General features: G+C 43.2%; 20 protein-coding genes. 6 read left to right on the top strand and 14 right to left on the bottom strand.

Annotated features, from left to right (window positions below; all coding sequences use genetic code 11):
* Window positions 1–6: 6 nt before the first annotated feature.
* The 7 genes from RM368_RS32235 to RM368_RS32205 form a co-directional block, all read right to left on the bottom strand.
* Window positions 7–1,467, bottom strand: coding sequence for a hypothetical protein (locus tag RM368_RS32235; protein WP_322697821.1), 1,461 nt, complete (start codon window positions 1,465–1,467; stop codon window positions 7–9).
* Window positions 1,464–2,033 carry a hypothetical protein gene (locus RM368_RS32230; RefSeq protein ID WP_322697820.1) on the bottom strand — a complete coding sequence of 190 codons (570 nt, stop codon included), beginning with the start codon at window positions 2,031–2,033 and terminating at the stop codon, window positions 1,464–1,466. Before RM368_RS32230 ends, RM368_RS32235 begins: the two co-directional genes overlap by 4 nt.
* Window positions 2,034–2,097: 64 nt before the next feature.
* Window positions 2,098–2,739, bottom strand: a complete 642-nt coding sequence (locus tag RM368_RS32225) for a hypothetical protein (RefSeq protein WP_322697819.1) — start codon at window positions 2,737–2,739, stop codon at window positions 2,098–2,100.
* Window positions 2,678–2,953 (bottom strand): hypothetical protein, encoded by a 276-nt coding sequence (locus RM368_RS32220; RefSeq protein WP_322697818.1) that lies wholly within the window; start codon window positions 2,951–2,953, stop codon window positions 2,678–2,680. The genes RM368_RS32225 and RM368_RS32220 overlap by 62 nt, the downstream gene beginning before the upstream one ends.
* Before the next feature lie 46 nt (window positions 2,954–2,999).
* On the bottom strand, window positions 3,000–3,668 hold the full coding sequence (locus tag RM368_RS32215) for a hypothetical protein (protein WP_322697817.1): 669 nt from the start codon (window positions 3,666–3,668) through the stop codon (window positions 3,000–3,002).
* 12 nt (window positions 3,669–3,680) lie between these two features.
* Window positions 3,681–4,190, bottom strand: a complete 510-nt coding sequence (locus RM368_RS32210) for a hypothetical protein (RefSeq protein WP_179076196.1) — start codon at window positions 4,188–4,190, stop codon at window positions 3,681–3,683.
* Between the two features lie 587 nt (window positions 4,191–4,777).
* Window positions 4,778–5,350, bottom strand: coding sequence for a hypothetical protein (locus tag RM368_RS32205; RefSeq protein WP_322697816.1), 573 nt, complete (start codon window positions 5,348–5,350; stop codon window positions 4,778–4,780).
* 332 nt (window positions 5,351–5,682) lie between these two features.
* Between RM368_RS32205 and RM368_RS32200 the strand changes: the two genes are divergently transcribed.
* The 4 genes from RM368_RS32200 (at window position 5,683) to RM368_RS32185 (ending at window position 11,082) form a co-directional block, all read left to right on the top strand.
* Window positions 5,683–5,844, top strand: coding sequence for a ribbon-helix-helix domain-containing protein (locus tag RM368_RS32200; RefSeq protein ID WP_190947290.1), 162 nt, complete (start codon window positions 5,683–5,685; stop codon window positions 5,842–5,844).
* A gap of 247 nt (window positions 5,845–6,091) precedes the next feature.
* Window positions 6,092–6,331, top strand: coding sequence for a hypothetical protein (locus RM368_RS32195; RefSeq protein WP_229499157.1), 240 nt, complete (start codon window positions 6,092–6,094; stop codon window positions 6,329–6,331).
* Window positions 6,332–6,424: 93 nt separating this feature from the next.
* Window positions 6,425–7,150 carry a hypothetical protein gene (locus tag RM368_RS32190; RefSeq protein ID WP_242053861.1) on the top strand — a complete coding sequence of 242 codons (726 nt, stop codon included), beginning with the start codon at window positions 6,425–6,427 and terminating at the stop codon, window positions 7,148–7,150.
* 272 nt (window positions 7,151–7,422) lie between these two features.
* Window positions 7,423–11,082, top strand: coding sequence for a PriCT-2 domain-containing protein (locus tag RM368_RS32185; protein WP_322697815.1), 3,660 nt, complete (start codon window positions 7,423–7,425; stop codon window positions 11,080–11,082).
* Here RM368_RS32185 and RM368_RS32180 read toward each other — a convergent pair.
* The 7 genes from RM368_RS32180 to RM368_RS32150 form a co-directional block, all read right to left on the bottom strand.
* On the bottom strand, window positions 11,022–11,264 hold the full coding sequence (locus RM368_RS32180; RefSeq protein WP_322697814.1) for a hypothetical protein: 243 nt from the start codon (window positions 11,262–11,264) through the stop codon (window positions 11,022–11,024). The two genes, RM368_RS32185 and RM368_RS32180, sit on opposite strands and share 61 nt — an antisense overlap.
* Window positions 11,265–11,557: 293 nt before the next feature.
* A complete protein-coding gene (locus tag RM368_RS32175) occupies window positions 11,558–12,265 on the bottom strand; it encodes a hypothetical protein (RefSeq protein WP_322697813.1) in 708 nt (235 codons plus the stop codon).
* Window positions 12,266–12,341: 76 nt separating this feature from the next.
* Window positions 12,342–12,659, bottom strand: a complete 318-nt coding sequence (locus tag RM368_RS32170; RefSeq protein WP_322697812.1) for a hypothetical protein — start codon at window positions 12,657–12,659, stop codon at window positions 12,342–12,344.
* The gene (locus tag RM368_RS32165) at window positions 12,646–12,861 is read right to left on the bottom strand and encodes a hypothetical protein (RefSeq protein ID WP_322697811.1); all 216 of its coding nucleotides are present in this window, start codon (window positions 12,859–12,861) and stop codon (window positions 12,646–12,648) included. The genes RM368_RS32170 and RM368_RS32165 overlap by 14 nt, the downstream gene beginning before the upstream one ends.
* Window positions 12,862–12,960: 99 nt before the next feature.
* Window positions 12,961–13,173, bottom strand: coding sequence for a hypothetical protein (locus tag RM368_RS32160; RefSeq protein WP_322697810.1), 213 nt, complete (start codon window positions 13,171–13,173; stop codon window positions 12,961–12,963).
* Between the two features lie 460 nt (window positions 13,174–13,633).
* Window positions 13,634–14,143, bottom strand: a complete 510-nt coding sequence (locus RM368_RS32155) for a hypothetical protein (protein WP_322697809.1) — start codon at window positions 14,141–14,143, stop codon at window positions 13,634–13,636.
* A gap of 13 nt (window positions 14,144–14,156) precedes the next feature.
* Window positions 14,157–14,621 (bottom strand): hypothetical protein, encoded by a 465-nt coding sequence (locus RM368_RS32150; RefSeq protein ID WP_322697808.1) that lies wholly within the window; start codon window positions 14,619–14,621, stop codon window positions 14,157–14,159.
* Window positions 14,622–15,288: 667 nt separating this feature from the next.
* On the opposite strand from RM368_RS32150, the gene RM368_RS32145 reads away from it, so the two are divergent.
* Both RM368_RS32145 and RM368_RS32140 read left to right on the top strand, forming a co-directional pair.
* Window positions 15,289–15,690: a plasmid mobilization protein gene (locus tag RM368_RS32145; protein WP_322697807.1), complete on the top strand. Its 402-nt coding sequence runs from the start codon at window positions 15,289–15,291 to the stop codon at window positions 15,688–15,690.
* Window positions 15,671–16,634 (top strand): relaxase/mobilization nuclease domain-containing protein (locus RM368_RS32140; RefSeq protein ID WP_322697806.1); only part of this gene is annotated, 964 nt, incomplete at its 3' end. The genes RM368_RS32145 and RM368_RS32140, both read left to right, overlap by 20 nt.

The raw sequence follows: 16,634 nt of genomic DNA, 5'->3' as shown, positions 1-16,634 counted from the left end.
ATAAATTTACGCATCAAAATCAATCGGCTTGCCGTTGAAATGGTTATAGATAGACTCTGGGTTAAACCAGCTTGGCAGTGTACGCTCTGCATCCAGATATTCCTCACCATTGTCATCAAGTAAGCCGCGAACAATCTTGACTCTAGACAGTGGCGTTTTACCGTTAGCTGAGAATTTTTGAATGAGGATTGTACCTGCCTCCCTCATTGCTTGTGTCCCTTCTGGATAGCTTGAATTCGTATCATTGTGAGTAATACCAGTCACATTAACTTTTGCTTTTCTGGTGTCTGTCAGATGCAGTTTGTAAAACTTTTCTGCGGGTTCACCAATCAATGATTTCAAGTTGGTGTACTCATCAATAAGCACTTGTTCAGGTGCTATCTTTGCGGCTTGCTCTAAGTCATTCTGACCTTTAATTCTTAATAGCCAATGCTCACAGAGAGCATCAAGCGCAGTACCTATCTCTAACTCGGACTCTGCAATATTTTGAGTATCAAGATATCGCCATGCTTTGGAGTTATCCCCAGTCGCGTGACGGTCAATTAAGTAGTAGATGGGAATCCCTAAGCAATGCTTTCTAACAAGGGCTATAGCTGCGCTCGTGTAAGTTTTACCTGACCCCTGGCGACCGATTAACCACAGTGGCGTTAAGTTGTCGATAATCTTCCACAACCATCCCTCTTCATGAGCTTTGAGCGCTTCTATAAGCTCAGTTGCTCGTTGCTGGTCAACTGACTGCTGATTGTCATTTTCTGCGATCGCGCTCTTGGTTTTACCCTCAATCTTGCCGCGTTCCTGATCCGCTTTCGCCCTGTCTCGCAAATTCTCAGCAATGGTCTTATCCATCACAGAATGATTAACAGCACGGGCTTTCATAAAGTCCTCTAGCTGAATCCGAGCCTTGGCGCGTTCGTTTTCGGAATCTGTCAAGCCCAGCGCTTTGCGTTCTTCTGTGTCCAGTCCTGACAGCCCATCTTTCAGGCGCTCAGTATAAAGCTGGGTCGAATGCTGCTTAATTTCACGTTTGTACTTATTATGCTGCCAAGTTGCATAGTCGCCAGTCTTTTCGAGTTCGCCCAATTCATAATCCGTGCGCTTGAGGCGTTGCGAACGCACGAGCAAGCAACCCACGACACCCCATAGCCCAATAACCGCAATCCCATATCCTAACAACTGATTAGGGTTGTCTGTAGGCAAATCACGCACCCATTGAATAGCATCGCCCTTGTAGGGAATGATGCTGCCATACAGTCCGTAGCGCTGCCATTCTTCAGTAAGGACAAAACGTGGCTGGTTGCAAAAACGTTTATCTAAAGCTATTTGACTGTGTACACCATTCGCTGACCTTGGGCAAAATTGAATCTGTGTCAAATCGTAGGGCTGGCGTGTTTGCGATGTTGCTAGCCCGATGATTGCGGCTACACCACACACACCAGCCAGTGCTAACTCGAAAACACCTTGTTTCATTCCCGCCCCTTAAAAATAATTGCAATAGAGCCAATGAATAAAGCCAACGCGACTGCAATACTTAGCCAAGGGTCTGATTGCGGGTTCTGTTTTTCAATGGTTTGGATGTCTTGGCTAATCTGCGTGACTGTTTCTTTAGTCAAATTCTCAAAATATTGATGGTCTTTGACTGCTAACCAAGTTGTGATACCTGCAAACACCAAGCCCCCAGCAGTTTTTAAAACATTTTGCATATTATCCACCTCTAATCCATCACTGTTGTAATTAACTCTCAAGCCCGTTAGCCCAGCGAGAGAGCCAACGCTGCATATAGAAAATGAGAGCGAAATTGCCAACCAGAGATTAACGCCACCGCCAGTTATTAAGAGATATTTAGCTATAAAGAATCCCGTAGAGTTTAGCGACCAACCGACAAAGAATCTGGTCAGTTTTTCAGTTGTATTGATAACGTCTTTGCGGTGCTGCTTGCACGACTCTAAATGTGATATCAAGTCTTTTGGTAACGGCGTATCTGGGGCGATTTCGCTTACTACTTCTTCTTGTGACTCTTCAATGTCGTATGTCATATAACTGTTATGATATTTACTTGCCCGACAGTTAATTCAGGCGGTAACTGTCGGGATTGAATTGTCAGAAACCTATTAGAGCATCCTTGATTTTTTGCACTATCGAGCGGACTGCATATTGTTTTTTTGGCTTGAAATCATCACGAGCGTTATCACCCATCTCTAAGTAATACTTGCCCAGTTCTCTATCATGTTGTAGGTCAATCGTTTGTTGTCTAATATCTGTCTGCAATTCTGTCTGCAACATCTTGTATTCGCCATCAACTTGCATCATGTGTTTATCCACCCAAGCCTTCAGCAATAGATGGTCTGTTGCTTGTTGATGGCGCAGCGCTTCTTTCTCCTTGGATGAAGTGAAATCAAGCTTCATCTCTTCTAGGATGTTAGCTAGATGAGTGTCAGCTAAAATTGCTGACTGCACTGCTCTTTCAATCTGATCGCCGCTAACACCTGCTTGTTTGTAGATGTCACTTAGGACTATATTTAAGTCCTCAGTCCCCTTGATAGCAGCTAACATCTGCTCTCTCACCTGTGGGGCAAATTCACTAATCTTCGCCCCGTCATTACCCATTTGCCCTATCAGCTTCAGGGCTGATTTATCACCTGTTAGCGCTCTAACTACTAAGTTAGTAGAGGCATTGAATTTAGTTTTTAATTGGCGTTCTAGGTGGCGTGATTTGGAAGTTACCAGATTCTTTAGCTTCATTGAACTTTTCACAGCGATATTCCTTATCTGGGGTAAATATTTGATTGCAGTGATACTCCATTCGCCTTACATATTGCTCAATATTGGACTTTCGTTTGAGATATTGCTGATAGCTTGATTGCTCTAGCATTGGCAGATACAAGCAGCTATACAAGGGTAAAATCACAGCAGCGAGTGCAGTTAAACTAACAGCAATTCTTGAGAAGTAGCTCATTCTCACCCACCGAATACCCAAGCACTCAAGCAGCGTCAAGTTATCGCTATTGAGCCGCCTTGAGCCTTGCGAGGATTGAGAATTGGGTGCTTTTAATGTTTTGGCGGATGACTCCCATATCCGCTTTCATGTCTCCTGAGAAGTTATTAACCTTTTGGTTCAATCTAGAAGCTCTGTTGCTGACGTGTTCTCGCAAGTCTTGGGCGTTAGTTTCAAATGATTGCTCAATGACATCAAATTTCTGATCAACGTAGTTCTTGATTGCAGCCGTTACAGTACTGATAAATTGGCTGTAGTCGGTAAAAGTGTCGTCAACATTAAGAGCGATACTTAATGTTTCTTGTTCAGTTAACTCAAACCCCAGCGCCGATGATTGGGCTGTTACAATCTGATGCTTATCTGAGCTATTTACAGTAATGCTGTTAATCTCTCTTGAAGCGATTGTAAGCTGACTGTTATCAAGTTCCGGGTCAAGCTGTGCATTTTCTGGCCCTACTAGAAATGTTTCTTCAACGGGTTCATCAACTACAGATAATTGGCTTGTCGATTTGACTTTGAGATAGTCAACGGCTTGACTCAATTGCTCTTTCGTTGGATTGTCAAGGTCATCGCACTCGACAGCAAGGGCAGCCGACGTGTAATCGTCTTTGGTAAATCCTTGATAACCCTGTTTGTACAAACGAGCGCGGACATTGTTAGTAAACTTGTCAGACATGATGATTGCTCCTTATAGGGCTAGTGTTAAAACTGAGATGGTTGCGGATTTCATCGGTTGTGAACGCTTGTTAATTGCCCATTTAGCAGCAATAAACGCAACAAGGGCTAAATCCTTGCAGTGGTAAATATTTTCAGCGCTGAAAGATAGTCCGGCTTTCTCAAACCAGTAGTAACGAGTGCTGCGTGGTACATCGTCAAGATTGATTTTTAGATAGTCTGCAAGAAGCTTTAAGAACTCTCCCCCCTGATATTGAGCGTCTATTTCATAGAAATGTCTAAATGCCTGCCAGCGTTCCGTAAACCCCTCACCACGACCCGTAAAACTGCCGTAGCGCCGTTTTAGTCCAGCGAAACCTTCAACTATCTTTTGAGCATCAACTGCCTGTACTTCAAAACTGAAGTGTTGCTTTAAGGTTGCTACCACTCGATACCAAGTGATATCAGCAATCTGTTTGTTTAACTCGCGCTCGTAAATCTGTTTCAACTGGCGATACTTAGCTATATATTCTTTCGTCGCCACATTTTCTCCTGGTTAATGCGGTAGTGTGTATAAAATTAACTGCCATTCCAGATAAGTCCAAGGTATTTGATGTATGTAATTAGCTGAATCCAGTTATTTGATATGAGCAGTTAGCTGACGACTATCAATAACCTTGGAAAATAAATCTGACAAATCATGAAGAACTTACTTTTGGGAGGCTATAACCACGTAATAACAAGCTTTGTCAGCTTTTAAGACTTACTGACACTTTCTCGTTTACCCCCGCGAATACGCCCCTTTTGGACTAGTTGACGCGCTTGTACCAAAGCCTTTGTCCGCGACGCGCGGTAATAGATGTTACCAAGGGTTAGAACAAACTCAACTGTATTGAGTTCTTATTTATCTCTGCTGTGTGCTGTTTATATAAGCTCGGAATTTCATAACAACGCCTTAGCACTTTGTCACGATTGAGCTTTAAGTCAGCGCTCTTAGACTGACGCGGTAAAGGACGGAAATAATATTGTGTGTGGTTGATACTGTCACTGCTTGTTAAATATCTGTACAGCGTTCCATTAATCCAGTAAGTTTTGCTCTGGCTCAATAGCGTGACGCATCCTACAAGCTCTTTATCGATCATCATTCTTTTCTCCTGCAACACACGCACCCGTCAAGCTTGCACCCAAGAAAACCGCGATAGATGCGATCGCGCTTCCTTCAAAAATTTTGGCGTTGTAGATCCATGTGGGTTGATATTCCTCACCTCTGCTTTCTTCAATCCGGTCAAACCCGTGACATAATATTGAACCAACTACCATAAAACTAGTAGTTACCAAGCTCACAATTGCTACTGATGACGCTCCATTAAGTATGAATGAGTTAATCTTTTCACGCCTTGTTTTCACACGGCGAATGTGCATTACTGGCTTTTGTTCTAGATATGAATGCCACTGCTCATCAGTAAAATTTGTGGGCTTGTAATCATAGAATTCGTGTTCGTCCAATAGTTCGCCTACTGCTTGGATTGCGTCGCCTAGCATCACGTCTGGGGAGTATTCTAGTTGTCCAAATTCCTTAGAATCTCGGATTTCTCTGAGCCAGCGATCTATTGCTTCTAACCTTCGTAATTGATTTTGATTAAGCATTACTTTCTCAAAAGGTAGTTCGTTGATTGCTTCTAAGTTGCGTAAATTGATATGCATGAATCCTCTGTCCTAATGCAGACACGCACAATTACCGCGACCGTTGAAAATGAACGGACGCAATGCAGATATTGCTGTGAATAGTTGAATACTCTCAAAACAGCGCTTGCAAGCCTTACAACCCTCGAAAGGAACTCGCCAAGTGCGTTTTGCGCTTGGTCTTACTTGCGTCTGCCTTAAGTTATTGACGTATCGATAACCTTGACACTACTATATTAGTAGATAAGTTCTGAACTTGTCAACTAAATTCAGAACTGCTTAGAACCAGCTGCTTTTTGACAAGTTTTGATGTTAACTGAAAATGTCGGAATATATCAGAACTTTTCTAATTAATGGCAACGTCAAAGGCAAAAGTAACTTTTACATGCAGTCCTGAGTTAAAAGAAAAACTACAAGAATGGGCGGACAGCGAAAGCCGAACGCTATCAAATTTAGTTGAACTGATCACTCAGCAAGCAGTAACAGACCATGAAAACAAAGTGAGCAACAAGTAATATGACTAACGTGATCGCTGACAACAAAAATAAGGAGGGAATCTGACCGAGGGAAATCAGGCAAACGACGGTATAGAGCGTGTTGAGGGCAAATTTGACCCACTAGCTGAGACTAGATATTGGCTGCCAGCCGCCTCAGAGCAACACTGCAAAAGGATAGGCAGAAAAAGGGGAATACGATTAGTTAAAGTTGTTGATACCAAGATAGAACCTTTACCAATTATTTGTATTTTTGAGGGACACCCAGATGAGTGAAACAACTACTCAGATACCAGTAAGCGAATTAATCCCAATGCTGACCGCGATCGCGGATCGTAACTGGGAACGTTTTAAAGAAGTTGAAAAACAATTCGTTACACAACACGGGGTAGAGGCATGGTCAGATTTTTTTGCTTTCCGGCTTAAGCCAGCTTTAGACAAAGAATCTGATAGATGGCTGCTAGTTCAGTGGTGTAGCAAAGGTTTTACAGTGAAAGATGTAGCGTGAACTACTCTTGCGTAAACTCATAGGCACGTTAGCCCCGTAAGGCAAAATCGAGCAGCTAGTACTATTTCACATCATTATTTTTTGATGTCGCCAATGTTAACAGTGAAAGACCTAACAAGCGATTTTCAACTCCCACTGCACAACGAAGCGGCGTTTGAAAAAATTAGGGAGGCGAAAGATTATGCGTCCACTCAAGCTCTAGCGGCTGGTGCTGCTGCGCTGGCTACAGGAGGCATAATTCATCCGGCTGGCTGGGTTCTTTTTGGATTGGCTTACAAGCCGTTGGTGGTAACTCAAAAACTTGCGCGGTTGGAAAAATTAGGAACCTTACTTTTTGATGAGTTTAAAAGCCTAGATGTACAAGTCTTCCCGGTAATTCCGGTAGAAGACAACAACCCTATCGACTTGTTTATTAGATTTCCACGAACAACTCACCTGTTTATCTCCATTCGCTCAAAAGGAGATAGAGAAATTGTCTACAACGAAGCTAGAGAGGTTTTACAAGTCAAGCGCAAAGACAAAAATGGACTAAAACTGTGGCAACCCTGCCCACTTGTAGAGTTAGCAGATTACGAGAAGTGGCTCAACAAGAACAGAGATAAGTTTTTGATGTCTTCCCGTGAAGCTCAAAAGACTCCCACAGCAAAAGTTTTGGTCTTATGGCCTCCTACCAAGGCGGCTAATACTCACAATGAACATCTTTATTCGGAGGTGGGAAGTATGAAAATTCTGGCTCTCAGGAGAAAAGGTACTGCGTTTGTTATTCAAGAGGAGGAAGTAATCGAGTTTGTCAGGGCTTGGTTAGCCAAGTACAGATAGGCTAAAAGGTGAAAACCCCGTGTCCCGTTGGGATACCGAGGTTTTCTGATTTTTATTCACTTGGAATTGGGGATTGGGTCGCAAGCCTAATTAATATCCCTAATAGTAATCTTATCAAACCTTTTGGAGTGTTAACCCATTGTAACACTGACTACTCAGAAAAACATTAACTCAGCAATTTTACCTGATTATATTTCTGAACGTTTGTACTAAAAGATTACTTTCGGGATAGCTCCAATTCCTCCAACACACAAACTGGAGGAATAGCTCTCATGTCACCATTACAACATTTTCATCACTCAGTATCAGCACAGTCAGCAGGCCAATCAGAAACTTTTTCTGCTGTAAAGACAAAACTTGAGTTGATTGAGAGTCGCATAATCAAGTTTGCGTTTAACGCAACTGGCACAAACAAAGACTGGGACTTTAAGAAGCTGGCCGGTAACTTCATTGATGTAGAGGGCACTCTAGCCGATGTCCAGCACCACATTAAAGCAGGCCACGCCATCTGTGCCGGATTGTTAGGCGGGAAATGGCGCAGTAAGGCCAATGTGATCGGTTCTCAATGGTTGCTCCTAGACATTGATAATTCGGATGTCGCCCGTGATGCTGATGGCAAACCAATCAAGGACGAAAACGGAAATTCTATCAAAGTTTACGATCACCAATTAACGATCAAAGAAGCTCTAGCCCATCCCTTCATTAAAAAACACTGTGCTTTAATTTACACTACTGCCAGTCACAGACCAGACTGGCATAAATTCCGGTTGGTTTTCCTTCTGCCCGAATATGTCCAAGGCGCTGATACTGTAGAAGCTTGTACACGCTTCCTCATGCAGCAGTTACCGCATGATCCAGCTTGTAAAGATGCAAGTCGTGTATTCTACGGCAGCACAGAAGCAGAATTCCCCCTGGTCAACCCTGAAGCCACAATACCCGCAGAATGGATAAGTGAAGCGATCGCGATCGCGCAACAGGAACGTATTGAGTATCAGCGACGAATCCAGGAAATTGAGTCACGGCGTAAAGAGTGGCGTGAGATTTCCCTCACTGAAGGCTGGGACATTGACCAGCTAATCCAACAAGCGCTTTCATTCATCCCACCACGTACCCCAGGAAGCGGTAACTATGACGAATGCCGTCAGGTGTTGATGGCACTGGTTAATCATTATGGGGCATCTGAGGCGGAAATTATAGCCGAGCAGTGGTCGCCCAGCATCAAGGGTTCAACTTGGAACATCCACGCCAAGATTCGCAGTTTTCGGCGTGGGGGAATTACTTTAGGCACACTGTTTCACATTGCCAAACAGTATGGTTTTCGCTTCCCTACTAGGCAGTACGAATATAACGAACGCAACCAAGGAGTAATTAGCCGTGAAGAGTGGGAGCTTGGGCGAGTTAGAGAGGACTTGAGCAGCTTCCAAAATTTATTAAAGCAAGCAATCGCTCCATTTAGTTCGATATTTAAAGGATTTAAAGCGCCACCAACACCCAAGCCTGAACCCGAAATTAACACTCACGCGCCCAATGTAATTATCTACAAGCCCGGCAATATCCCATTCCGAACTGAAGTTACAGGCAATATCTCTATCTCCTGCCAGCCAGAAGAACATATTACCGCTTGGGTGGAAGCTGTTTCTAAGGGCTGGACACAAATCTTAGATAATTCCCACCCTGGACTGGGCAAGTCTTACAACGCGGGACAATTGACGGCGACCTTATTCGGCGTTGACAAACTAATTTACCAAGATGCCAACCACAGAAACCCATCTACTCTACCGATTGAAGAAAACTTTGTTGACTTACCAGTGCGTCACAACGGCTTTAAACTTGACCCCACCCGCAAAACTCCTACAGGTGAGGACTTTAAACTGTGGACTAAAGTGGGTGAGACTGCCGACACTGACGGCAATTGTCACAGAACTTACTTATTTAACGCCTTCCGCAACAAGAATTTTAGTAGCCTTGATTTTGAAGAGAGCGGCATCAGCCCCATCTGTGGCGGTTGTTCCCTTAAAAATCAGTGCCGTTTTGCCAGTGGTGATGGTTTTGGCTTCCGCGCTCTTAAGCGCAGTGCAATTCAAAATTATTCCGAACTCAGAGCGCACCCAGACTCTACCCCTGTCACCTTAACTAACGCTGCTAACGCATTTGGCGAAGAGAAAAAAGGGCAGGCTTTAACAAATAGTCGTGTTGTCCCAACGATTAATCGTGGGGATTCTAAGCCTGCCCTTTTTTCTAAGCCGTTCCCCCGTGACCAAACTTTCACTGTTGGGCGGTTATGGGAAGAAGCAGGAACACTCATTAAGCCCGTGCGTAGTGTTGATGTAAACCTCAGCGATTTTGAAACCACCATAGGCAAGCTGCTACTGTTGGAACCAAATATAATGTCACAGCTGCAACCTGCACTCTTGGTTTTACACCAACTGTTTACCCAAAAAATTAAATCTGCTGGACGCTACGGCTTTGATGATGCCAGTATCCGTGCGCTGCTGCCTCCTTTCCCCACAGGCTTAGATATCGAAGCGATTCGCCAAGCCTCAGAACCTGATTTAGCTTTCTTAGAGGACTTGGACTCAATTGATATTACCCAAGATAAACAACTCAAAAAAAGTGCTGCGGCTCGTTATGCTGCCAAAAAGGTAGTTAAAGACAGCGCACGAACAGCAGGTAGAGAGTTTCTTGACTTGCCTAATTACTGGTTGCCTGACTTTCTGGAAGCTTGGAAAGGTGACGGTAGTTTTCAATCTCAATGGGGTGTACTCAGCATTTACCGCCGAAATCCCAAGCACACTGAATTGGCCAAATCTGCCAAATTTAATATTTACCTTGATGCCACTTTCAAATCTCACAAGTTGAAATTGAAACTGGGCATCAATGATCCTGTGTTAGTCATCGAGCAACAACGCCCAGACTACGACAATTTAAAAGTGGTCAACGTCACTGGGCTGGGTAAACTGCCTAAAAATCGCTCCCTTCCACTAAGCGCTCGTGTTAATGCCCTCAAAGAAACCTTGAAAAAACTCTGCCCCAACCTTGGCATTATCGATTGGAAACAGATTGCAACCCAAGCCGAGGGGCGCACAGAATACGGTCACTTTGTCGATGGGCGTGGTGTTAATCGCTTTAGTGAGTGTGATGCGATCGCAAGTTTTGGCATTCCCTACCAAAACATCGGTGTTTTAGCAGCACAATATCAGGTGATGACTGGTTCACCAGTCAACCTGGAGGATAAAGACAGCGCTTTCCAAAAGTATCTCACAGACCTGATCCGTGCAGAAATTATCCAAGAGATTGGGCGATTACGCGCTCATCGTCGCCCCAATGTGGAGCTAACATTCTACTTCTGCGCTGACTATGACCTCAGTTTTCTCCTCACGGAACTGCCAGGAGTGAAATTAGAGGTTGTTGATGCCTGCGACTTCTGCATTGAAGCTGGTAGCCGCGATCAGCAAACAGGTCACGCCATCGTCAACGCTTTCACCCACCTTTGGGAGTCGCAGCAGAAAATTGGTCAAACTGCGATCGCCAAAATCATAGACACTACCCAAGGATGGGTGAGCCGATTTACCCAGCGTTGGGGGGGTTGGGCTAGGTTTAAAAAATTATTACTCTTGCTATTAGATAGTCTTAATAGCGGTAGTAATAAAAATTTGGCTGACTTAGACGACGATGAAAAGTGGCTAGCCCGTACATACTTCCCGATGTTGATTGCTGAATTAGAATCATCACCTGAAGATACCTTAGAACACGTCGCTGAAGTTGCCACAATCTTTACTAATACTGCACTGCGGCGAGTTTTACACTCATGTAGCCCGGCTGTTAAGGCTGACTTGCTAATGATTGTACTGAGTTGTCTGCCTACTGAAGTTTACTCAATTTCAGTTTCTGAAATCTCTGCATCACTCGCAAAACCTGCGCTATCACCTTGAACAGTTATAAGAACTGATTCTAGACGATAACCTGCTTCGCGGATGTAATAAGAAGCTGCACCCACGTCTTCAAAAACGCTGTCAAATTGGGGATGAGTTGACGGAAAAATCTTTCTCAGGCGTTCGCTGATTCCTGAAAGTTCTTGCTGAATTGCGATTAGTTCTTGAGTATCATCATCCATACTTATTTACCACAAAGATAGCTGCCCCGGTGAAACATTTGATTTCCCACCCCTATGGTATAAAAGGTGACAAGCACTACAAAAAGCTATAAGGTTGCCTGTGTGGTTCTAAGCTGGATTTCTGTCCCAATGATGAACCTGTAGAGTGTACACTCTGCGTTTTGAGCGTGTTAGGCATCACCGTGCCAAAACGGGAAAATTGTACGCTTTGGCTGAATCTTAGCCTAGCTTATCTGACCGAACTTTTTTGAGGATGCGATCACGGAATTGCTGATAATCCTGTTAACAGGTTTTTAAGGGCGATCGCTTTGCAGTTTCCTGGACTGCTTTAGCAGCGTTCGCCAAGCTGTCTCGCTGAATGCTCCTAAAGAGACTTCGGATAATGGAACTTTTGTATCTACAAATTGACTGTTTACGGACATTCCCATCAAGCAAGGTATCCGGTTTCTAATTCCCCAAATTTGACGACATTCTGAATCTTCAGCAGCTGCCAAACCAAAACTAGTTACCCAAAGCTTTTTACCTTCGATTTCCATTACTCCAGGGTAAGGTATGGTTTCACCCACTCCAGCGATTATTTCGCTATTGAGAGCAGGATAGGGAACGTCCATAATTTCTAATACTTCTAGCGCTGCCAGTTCACACCATTTTTTAGCACTTGCAATACTGTCAAACTTCACAGGCGCTGATAGCTCTTGATATCTAGAGTCTGGATACTCACAATGAGGATCGCTTAACTGTAGTTCTGCCTGTATCCCTTCCCCATGCTCTATGATTCCTTTTACACTTCGCTCTGAGTTCTCTGACCTATGAAAATTGCATAGTAAGAGCTGCCGATAAATGCGATTGCTCCCTTGTTTATCTGCTTCCAAGTCACGCCAGTTGATTGCGCGAATGTTGTTGGCTTCAGTGCTTACCCAGCTGTGGATTCCATCCCCTGCTGGGGAAGAAATCTCATAAGCAGAAGCAATTATTAGGTCAGTTACTTTTGAGACTGTCATTTTTAAATTTCCCCTTCTTTCACGACTTGCCTGGGATGCATGAACCACCCAGAATCAATCTAGACATAGTAATTAATCACCAATAAATAGCTTTAGAATATGGACGGTAGCAGGCTACATTATTTCTATTTTCATCTTCTATGTAAATGATGCTTCTAAAGTAGGGGCTATTCATTCTGTAGTATGAATATGGGCCATACTCTGGTAAATCAAACCTAATTATTTCTTCTAAATGGATTAATCTATCCAGTTCAAAAGTAATGCATCCTATACTCAACTCTTGCTCAATCTCTTTATAAGTTCTTGGCTTATCATCCTTTAGTAATTCCATGATTATGGCTCTCAATTCTTCTTTTTCTTCAGGTGTCCGTGTGCGCCAATTATCTATACTCATAAGTAGAAAGTTCTTGTGATTCTAATTCGCTAATAAAACCAGTCAAGGCAAATGGGCATTTACAATTTAAAGCTTTTTCTATGGAATTAGCATTCAAGTGATATTCTTGACAGATAATATCAAAAATTTTTTCATAACTCAATTCTAAATTTTTATCTAGTTCCCAAAGTCGTGCTTCTATTTTGGTTGCTAATTCATACATGAGTTACTCTGCACCAACAAAATAAGGGTAATCAGCCGCTCTTCGGGTGAGGGCTAAAAAATCAGTGGCTAAGATGCTTGCTAGGCAAGCTTTTCAGCCTTAGCGTACAATTTTCCCGTTTTGGCACTGTGATGCCATAAGAACTGATTCCAGACGATAACCAGCTTCGCGGATGTAATAAGAAGCTGCACCCACGTCTTCAAACACGCTGTCAAATTGGGGATGAGTTGACGGAAAAATTTTTCTCAGGCGTTCGCTAATTCCTGAGAGTTCTTGCTGAATTGCGATTAGTTCTTGAGTATCATCATCCATGACTTATTTACCACAAAGATAGCTGCCCAGGTGAAACATTTGATTTTCCACCTCTGTGGTATAAAAGGTGACAAGCACTGCAAAGAGCTATAAGGTTGCCTCTGTGGTTCTAAGCTGGATTTCTATCCCAATGATGAACCTGTAGCGTATACACTCTGCGTTTTGAGCGTGTTATATGTGATGTTTTTTCACCAGGCGGTATGCACTGTAATCCACATTTTTGACAACGCCACTGGGCTTGTTGCTTAATTGCAGTGGCAAGTTCTGACCAATTGTCTGGGTATAGAGAATAGGTGAACGTCATCAATCTAATTAAACTAAAGCTTTGAGAATTGTAATGCTTCTAGGGCTGGGCTACGGAAAGAAAAAATATTACTCCTGCTATTAGATAGTCTTAATAGCGGTAGTAATAAAAATTTGGCTGGCTTAGACGACGATGAAAAGCGGTTAGCGCATACCTTCACTTATTTGCTTTTTTGTATACGATAATCACTCTATCTAAGTAAAGTTCATCCGTTACTACTGAGATGGTTCGTATAAGCTGTGAGCCTTGAACTTCAATGCTATCAGCTATTTTCGTGTCCCCATCGTCATATCTGAGCTTTTTTTTATTAACTTCATCGCTAGGTACAGCCCACGATACCAGATCATCAACCAATAAGAAGGCTTTAGATTCATAGAAACTTAGATGACCGTTAAACGGTATAACTTCAGACTCCAATACCCCTTCACTGTCAAACCAATAAACTTTTGGTTCGCCTGTTCTTTCTTCAAAAAATTTCCCATCTGATGAGATAGTTAGAGTAAGTCCTTCGGTTGCTTCTACCTGAGCAATTAAATTGTTGCTGTTACCATTCAACCAATTTTCGACACCATTCGGATCTGGTTCATCACCGATAAATTCAATTTGGCTGTTTAGAGAAATGCTTCCTGTTAACAGCCATGTTCCAATTAATAATTCTATATTCATAGGATTTTTCTAATTATAGGTTTGATTTAGCCTGTTGCTGCTGCGCTACTTGCTCTTTACTTTGTCTCTTGCCCTTTGCACTATTTACTGTTGATTTATCCGGCTCACTACTAGCTTGAACTGACGCAATATTTACCACTAATGGCTCAGTTTCAGTAGCCGGATTTGATGACCGATTATTATCGTCGCTTAAAGATGTGTTTTTCTGGCGACGGCTGCTTTTCTTCAACTCACCTACTAAATATTTGATTCTGCTGCCAGTCAAATTAATCCCCAGCCCCTTGAGCATTTCTGACACTTCATCGTAAGTATAGCCATACTTAGAAGAAGTCAGCTTCTCAATGTATCTCCTCATTTTGCGAACAGCTTCTCTGTCTGATACATCTTCTCGCTCTTTTGGCTTCTGCTCCTTCAGCAGATTGATAGCCTTATCAATCTTGCCCTTCGTAATTACTTCTGAATTCTGATGCTCACTCATGGTTACTCATGAATACCGATTAACTGTTCATTATCGGCTATTTGAAATAATTTGTACCAAGAGAGTTTTCAAAATTCTAGAAAAATCGGCTATTGCGGCTACGCCGAATTACCTTTTCGTATTACGGCTACGCAAACCATTTTTTAGTGTGGCAGCTTCGCTGGTATTCTTATTCAAGCTAATGCTAAAAAATCTGGCTATTACAGCTACGCTGAATCTAGACTTTTACTTAAAATAGCTACGCTGAATTATTTTTTAGTATTGTGGCTACGCCGAACTATTATATTGTGTGGCAGCTACGCTGAATCAGAGAATTTTCATATAGCGGCTACGCCGTTTATATCGACTCTATTACGGCTACGCCGAACCAGAAATTACCTCATGCTTGATTTGATTCAAATTACGGCTACGCCGTTGCTATCCTCCCCTGTAAGTTGTAGGATGATCAGCAGCATGGCTACGCCTTTATACTCCTGCCTTCAGCCCCCTGCTGTGTCCTCCGTACACACGTAGCAGTTGACACTTCGCTTACCCCGAAAATGGGCTAGAAGCCAGCCATGCCTCAAAGCTTACGCTTTGTCTCGCTGCGCTCGAACGGCAGACTGGTTCAAGTGGGGAAACCCCCCTTGAAAAACCCCCCTCGCAATGTCCATCAATATCTCTCTTTATGGCGAATCGCAAGCAGTCAAAAGCTCTAGTCCGAAAGCATATTTTTCCAGTGAGGTTAAGTGATATCGAATTGGATCTGCTGCGAATAAAATCACTTGACGCGGGGATGTCAGCAAGTGAACTGATGAGACGCAATGCGTTGATGCGTCCATTACCCAAACGACTGAGTAAGATTAGTCTACAGACATATTGGGAGTTAGGACAAATCGGGAACAACCTTAACCAGCTTGTTAAAGCAACCAACACAGCCCTTAAAATTGGGCGAACGTTACCTGTTGATCCAGAACTGCTAAGAGAACTTTTAGAACTGCTGCATCAGTGCAGACGAGACATTGCCTCAGATGATGTTGATGATGACGACTCGGAAGAAGAGGAAGAGGATGATTGGGAAGCAGACTAAGGGCAGAGGTTTTCGCAAGCTGTTGGATTATTTAGAATCCCGCGAAGATGCCAAACTCATCGGTGGCAACATGAGCGGGAGAAATAGCCGTGAATTAGCGCGAGAGTTTAAGCTGTCGAGACAACTGAATTCTGATGCAGACCGAGTTGTTTACCATGTCTCATTGTCAGCAGCTAAGGGTGATAAATTAGATGATGAGAAGTGGAACGAAATTGGCTCACGCTACATGAAAGAAATGGGCTTTGATGCCAATCAGTTTGCCATCTTTCGTCACCACAACACCGACGACGACCACATCCACATTGCAGCCAGCAGAATCAGGATGGATACTGGGCTTTTAGTCCATGATTCCTGGGATTATTTACGCTCTGAGAAAGTCCTGCGACAAATTGAGCAAGACTATGATTTAGTACAAGTCCAGGGCAGTAGAGAGAAACTGAATCGCACACCCAGCACGGGACAAATTAGGCGCATAATAAGAGAACAATCAGAATTTGCAGAAGGTAGGCGCGATACCCCACCAGAGCGCACCATTAAAGAGCAGATTCAGCAGACAATTGATAGGGCTAGAGTTGATAGTCCCCAAATGCCGACGCTGATCATGCGCTTGCAGCAAGCAGGAATTAGCGTCAGGACAGGTTTTACTAGGAATGGTAAGTCTAAAGGAATTTCTTATGAGAAAGATGGGCAGGCTTTTAGTGGCACACAACTAGGTGCAGCTTACACTTTCCCTGGACTGCAAAAACATCTTGCTGTTGACTACCAACCAGAACGTGATGATGAACCTATTAATGAATTGCTGCTCAAACCTGTTAAACCACTCCCAGTTGACCAGTTACAAAAGCTCTTTCTTCTTATTGAACGCAAACAACAGCAGCCTGAGTTTACCCCACCACCAGAGGATAAAGTTGTTTGGCAAGTATTACACAAGTACTTAAGCGAGA

The organism is Nostoc sp. DedSLP03, from assembly GCF_034530815.1.
In the GTDB taxonomy this organism is placed as follows: domain Bacteria; phylum Cyanobacteriota; class Cyanobacteriia; order Cyanobacteriales; family Nostocaceae; genus Nostoc.
Note: the sequence above shows the minus strand (reverse complement) of the source record. Positions and strands in the feature narration are given on the sequence as shown.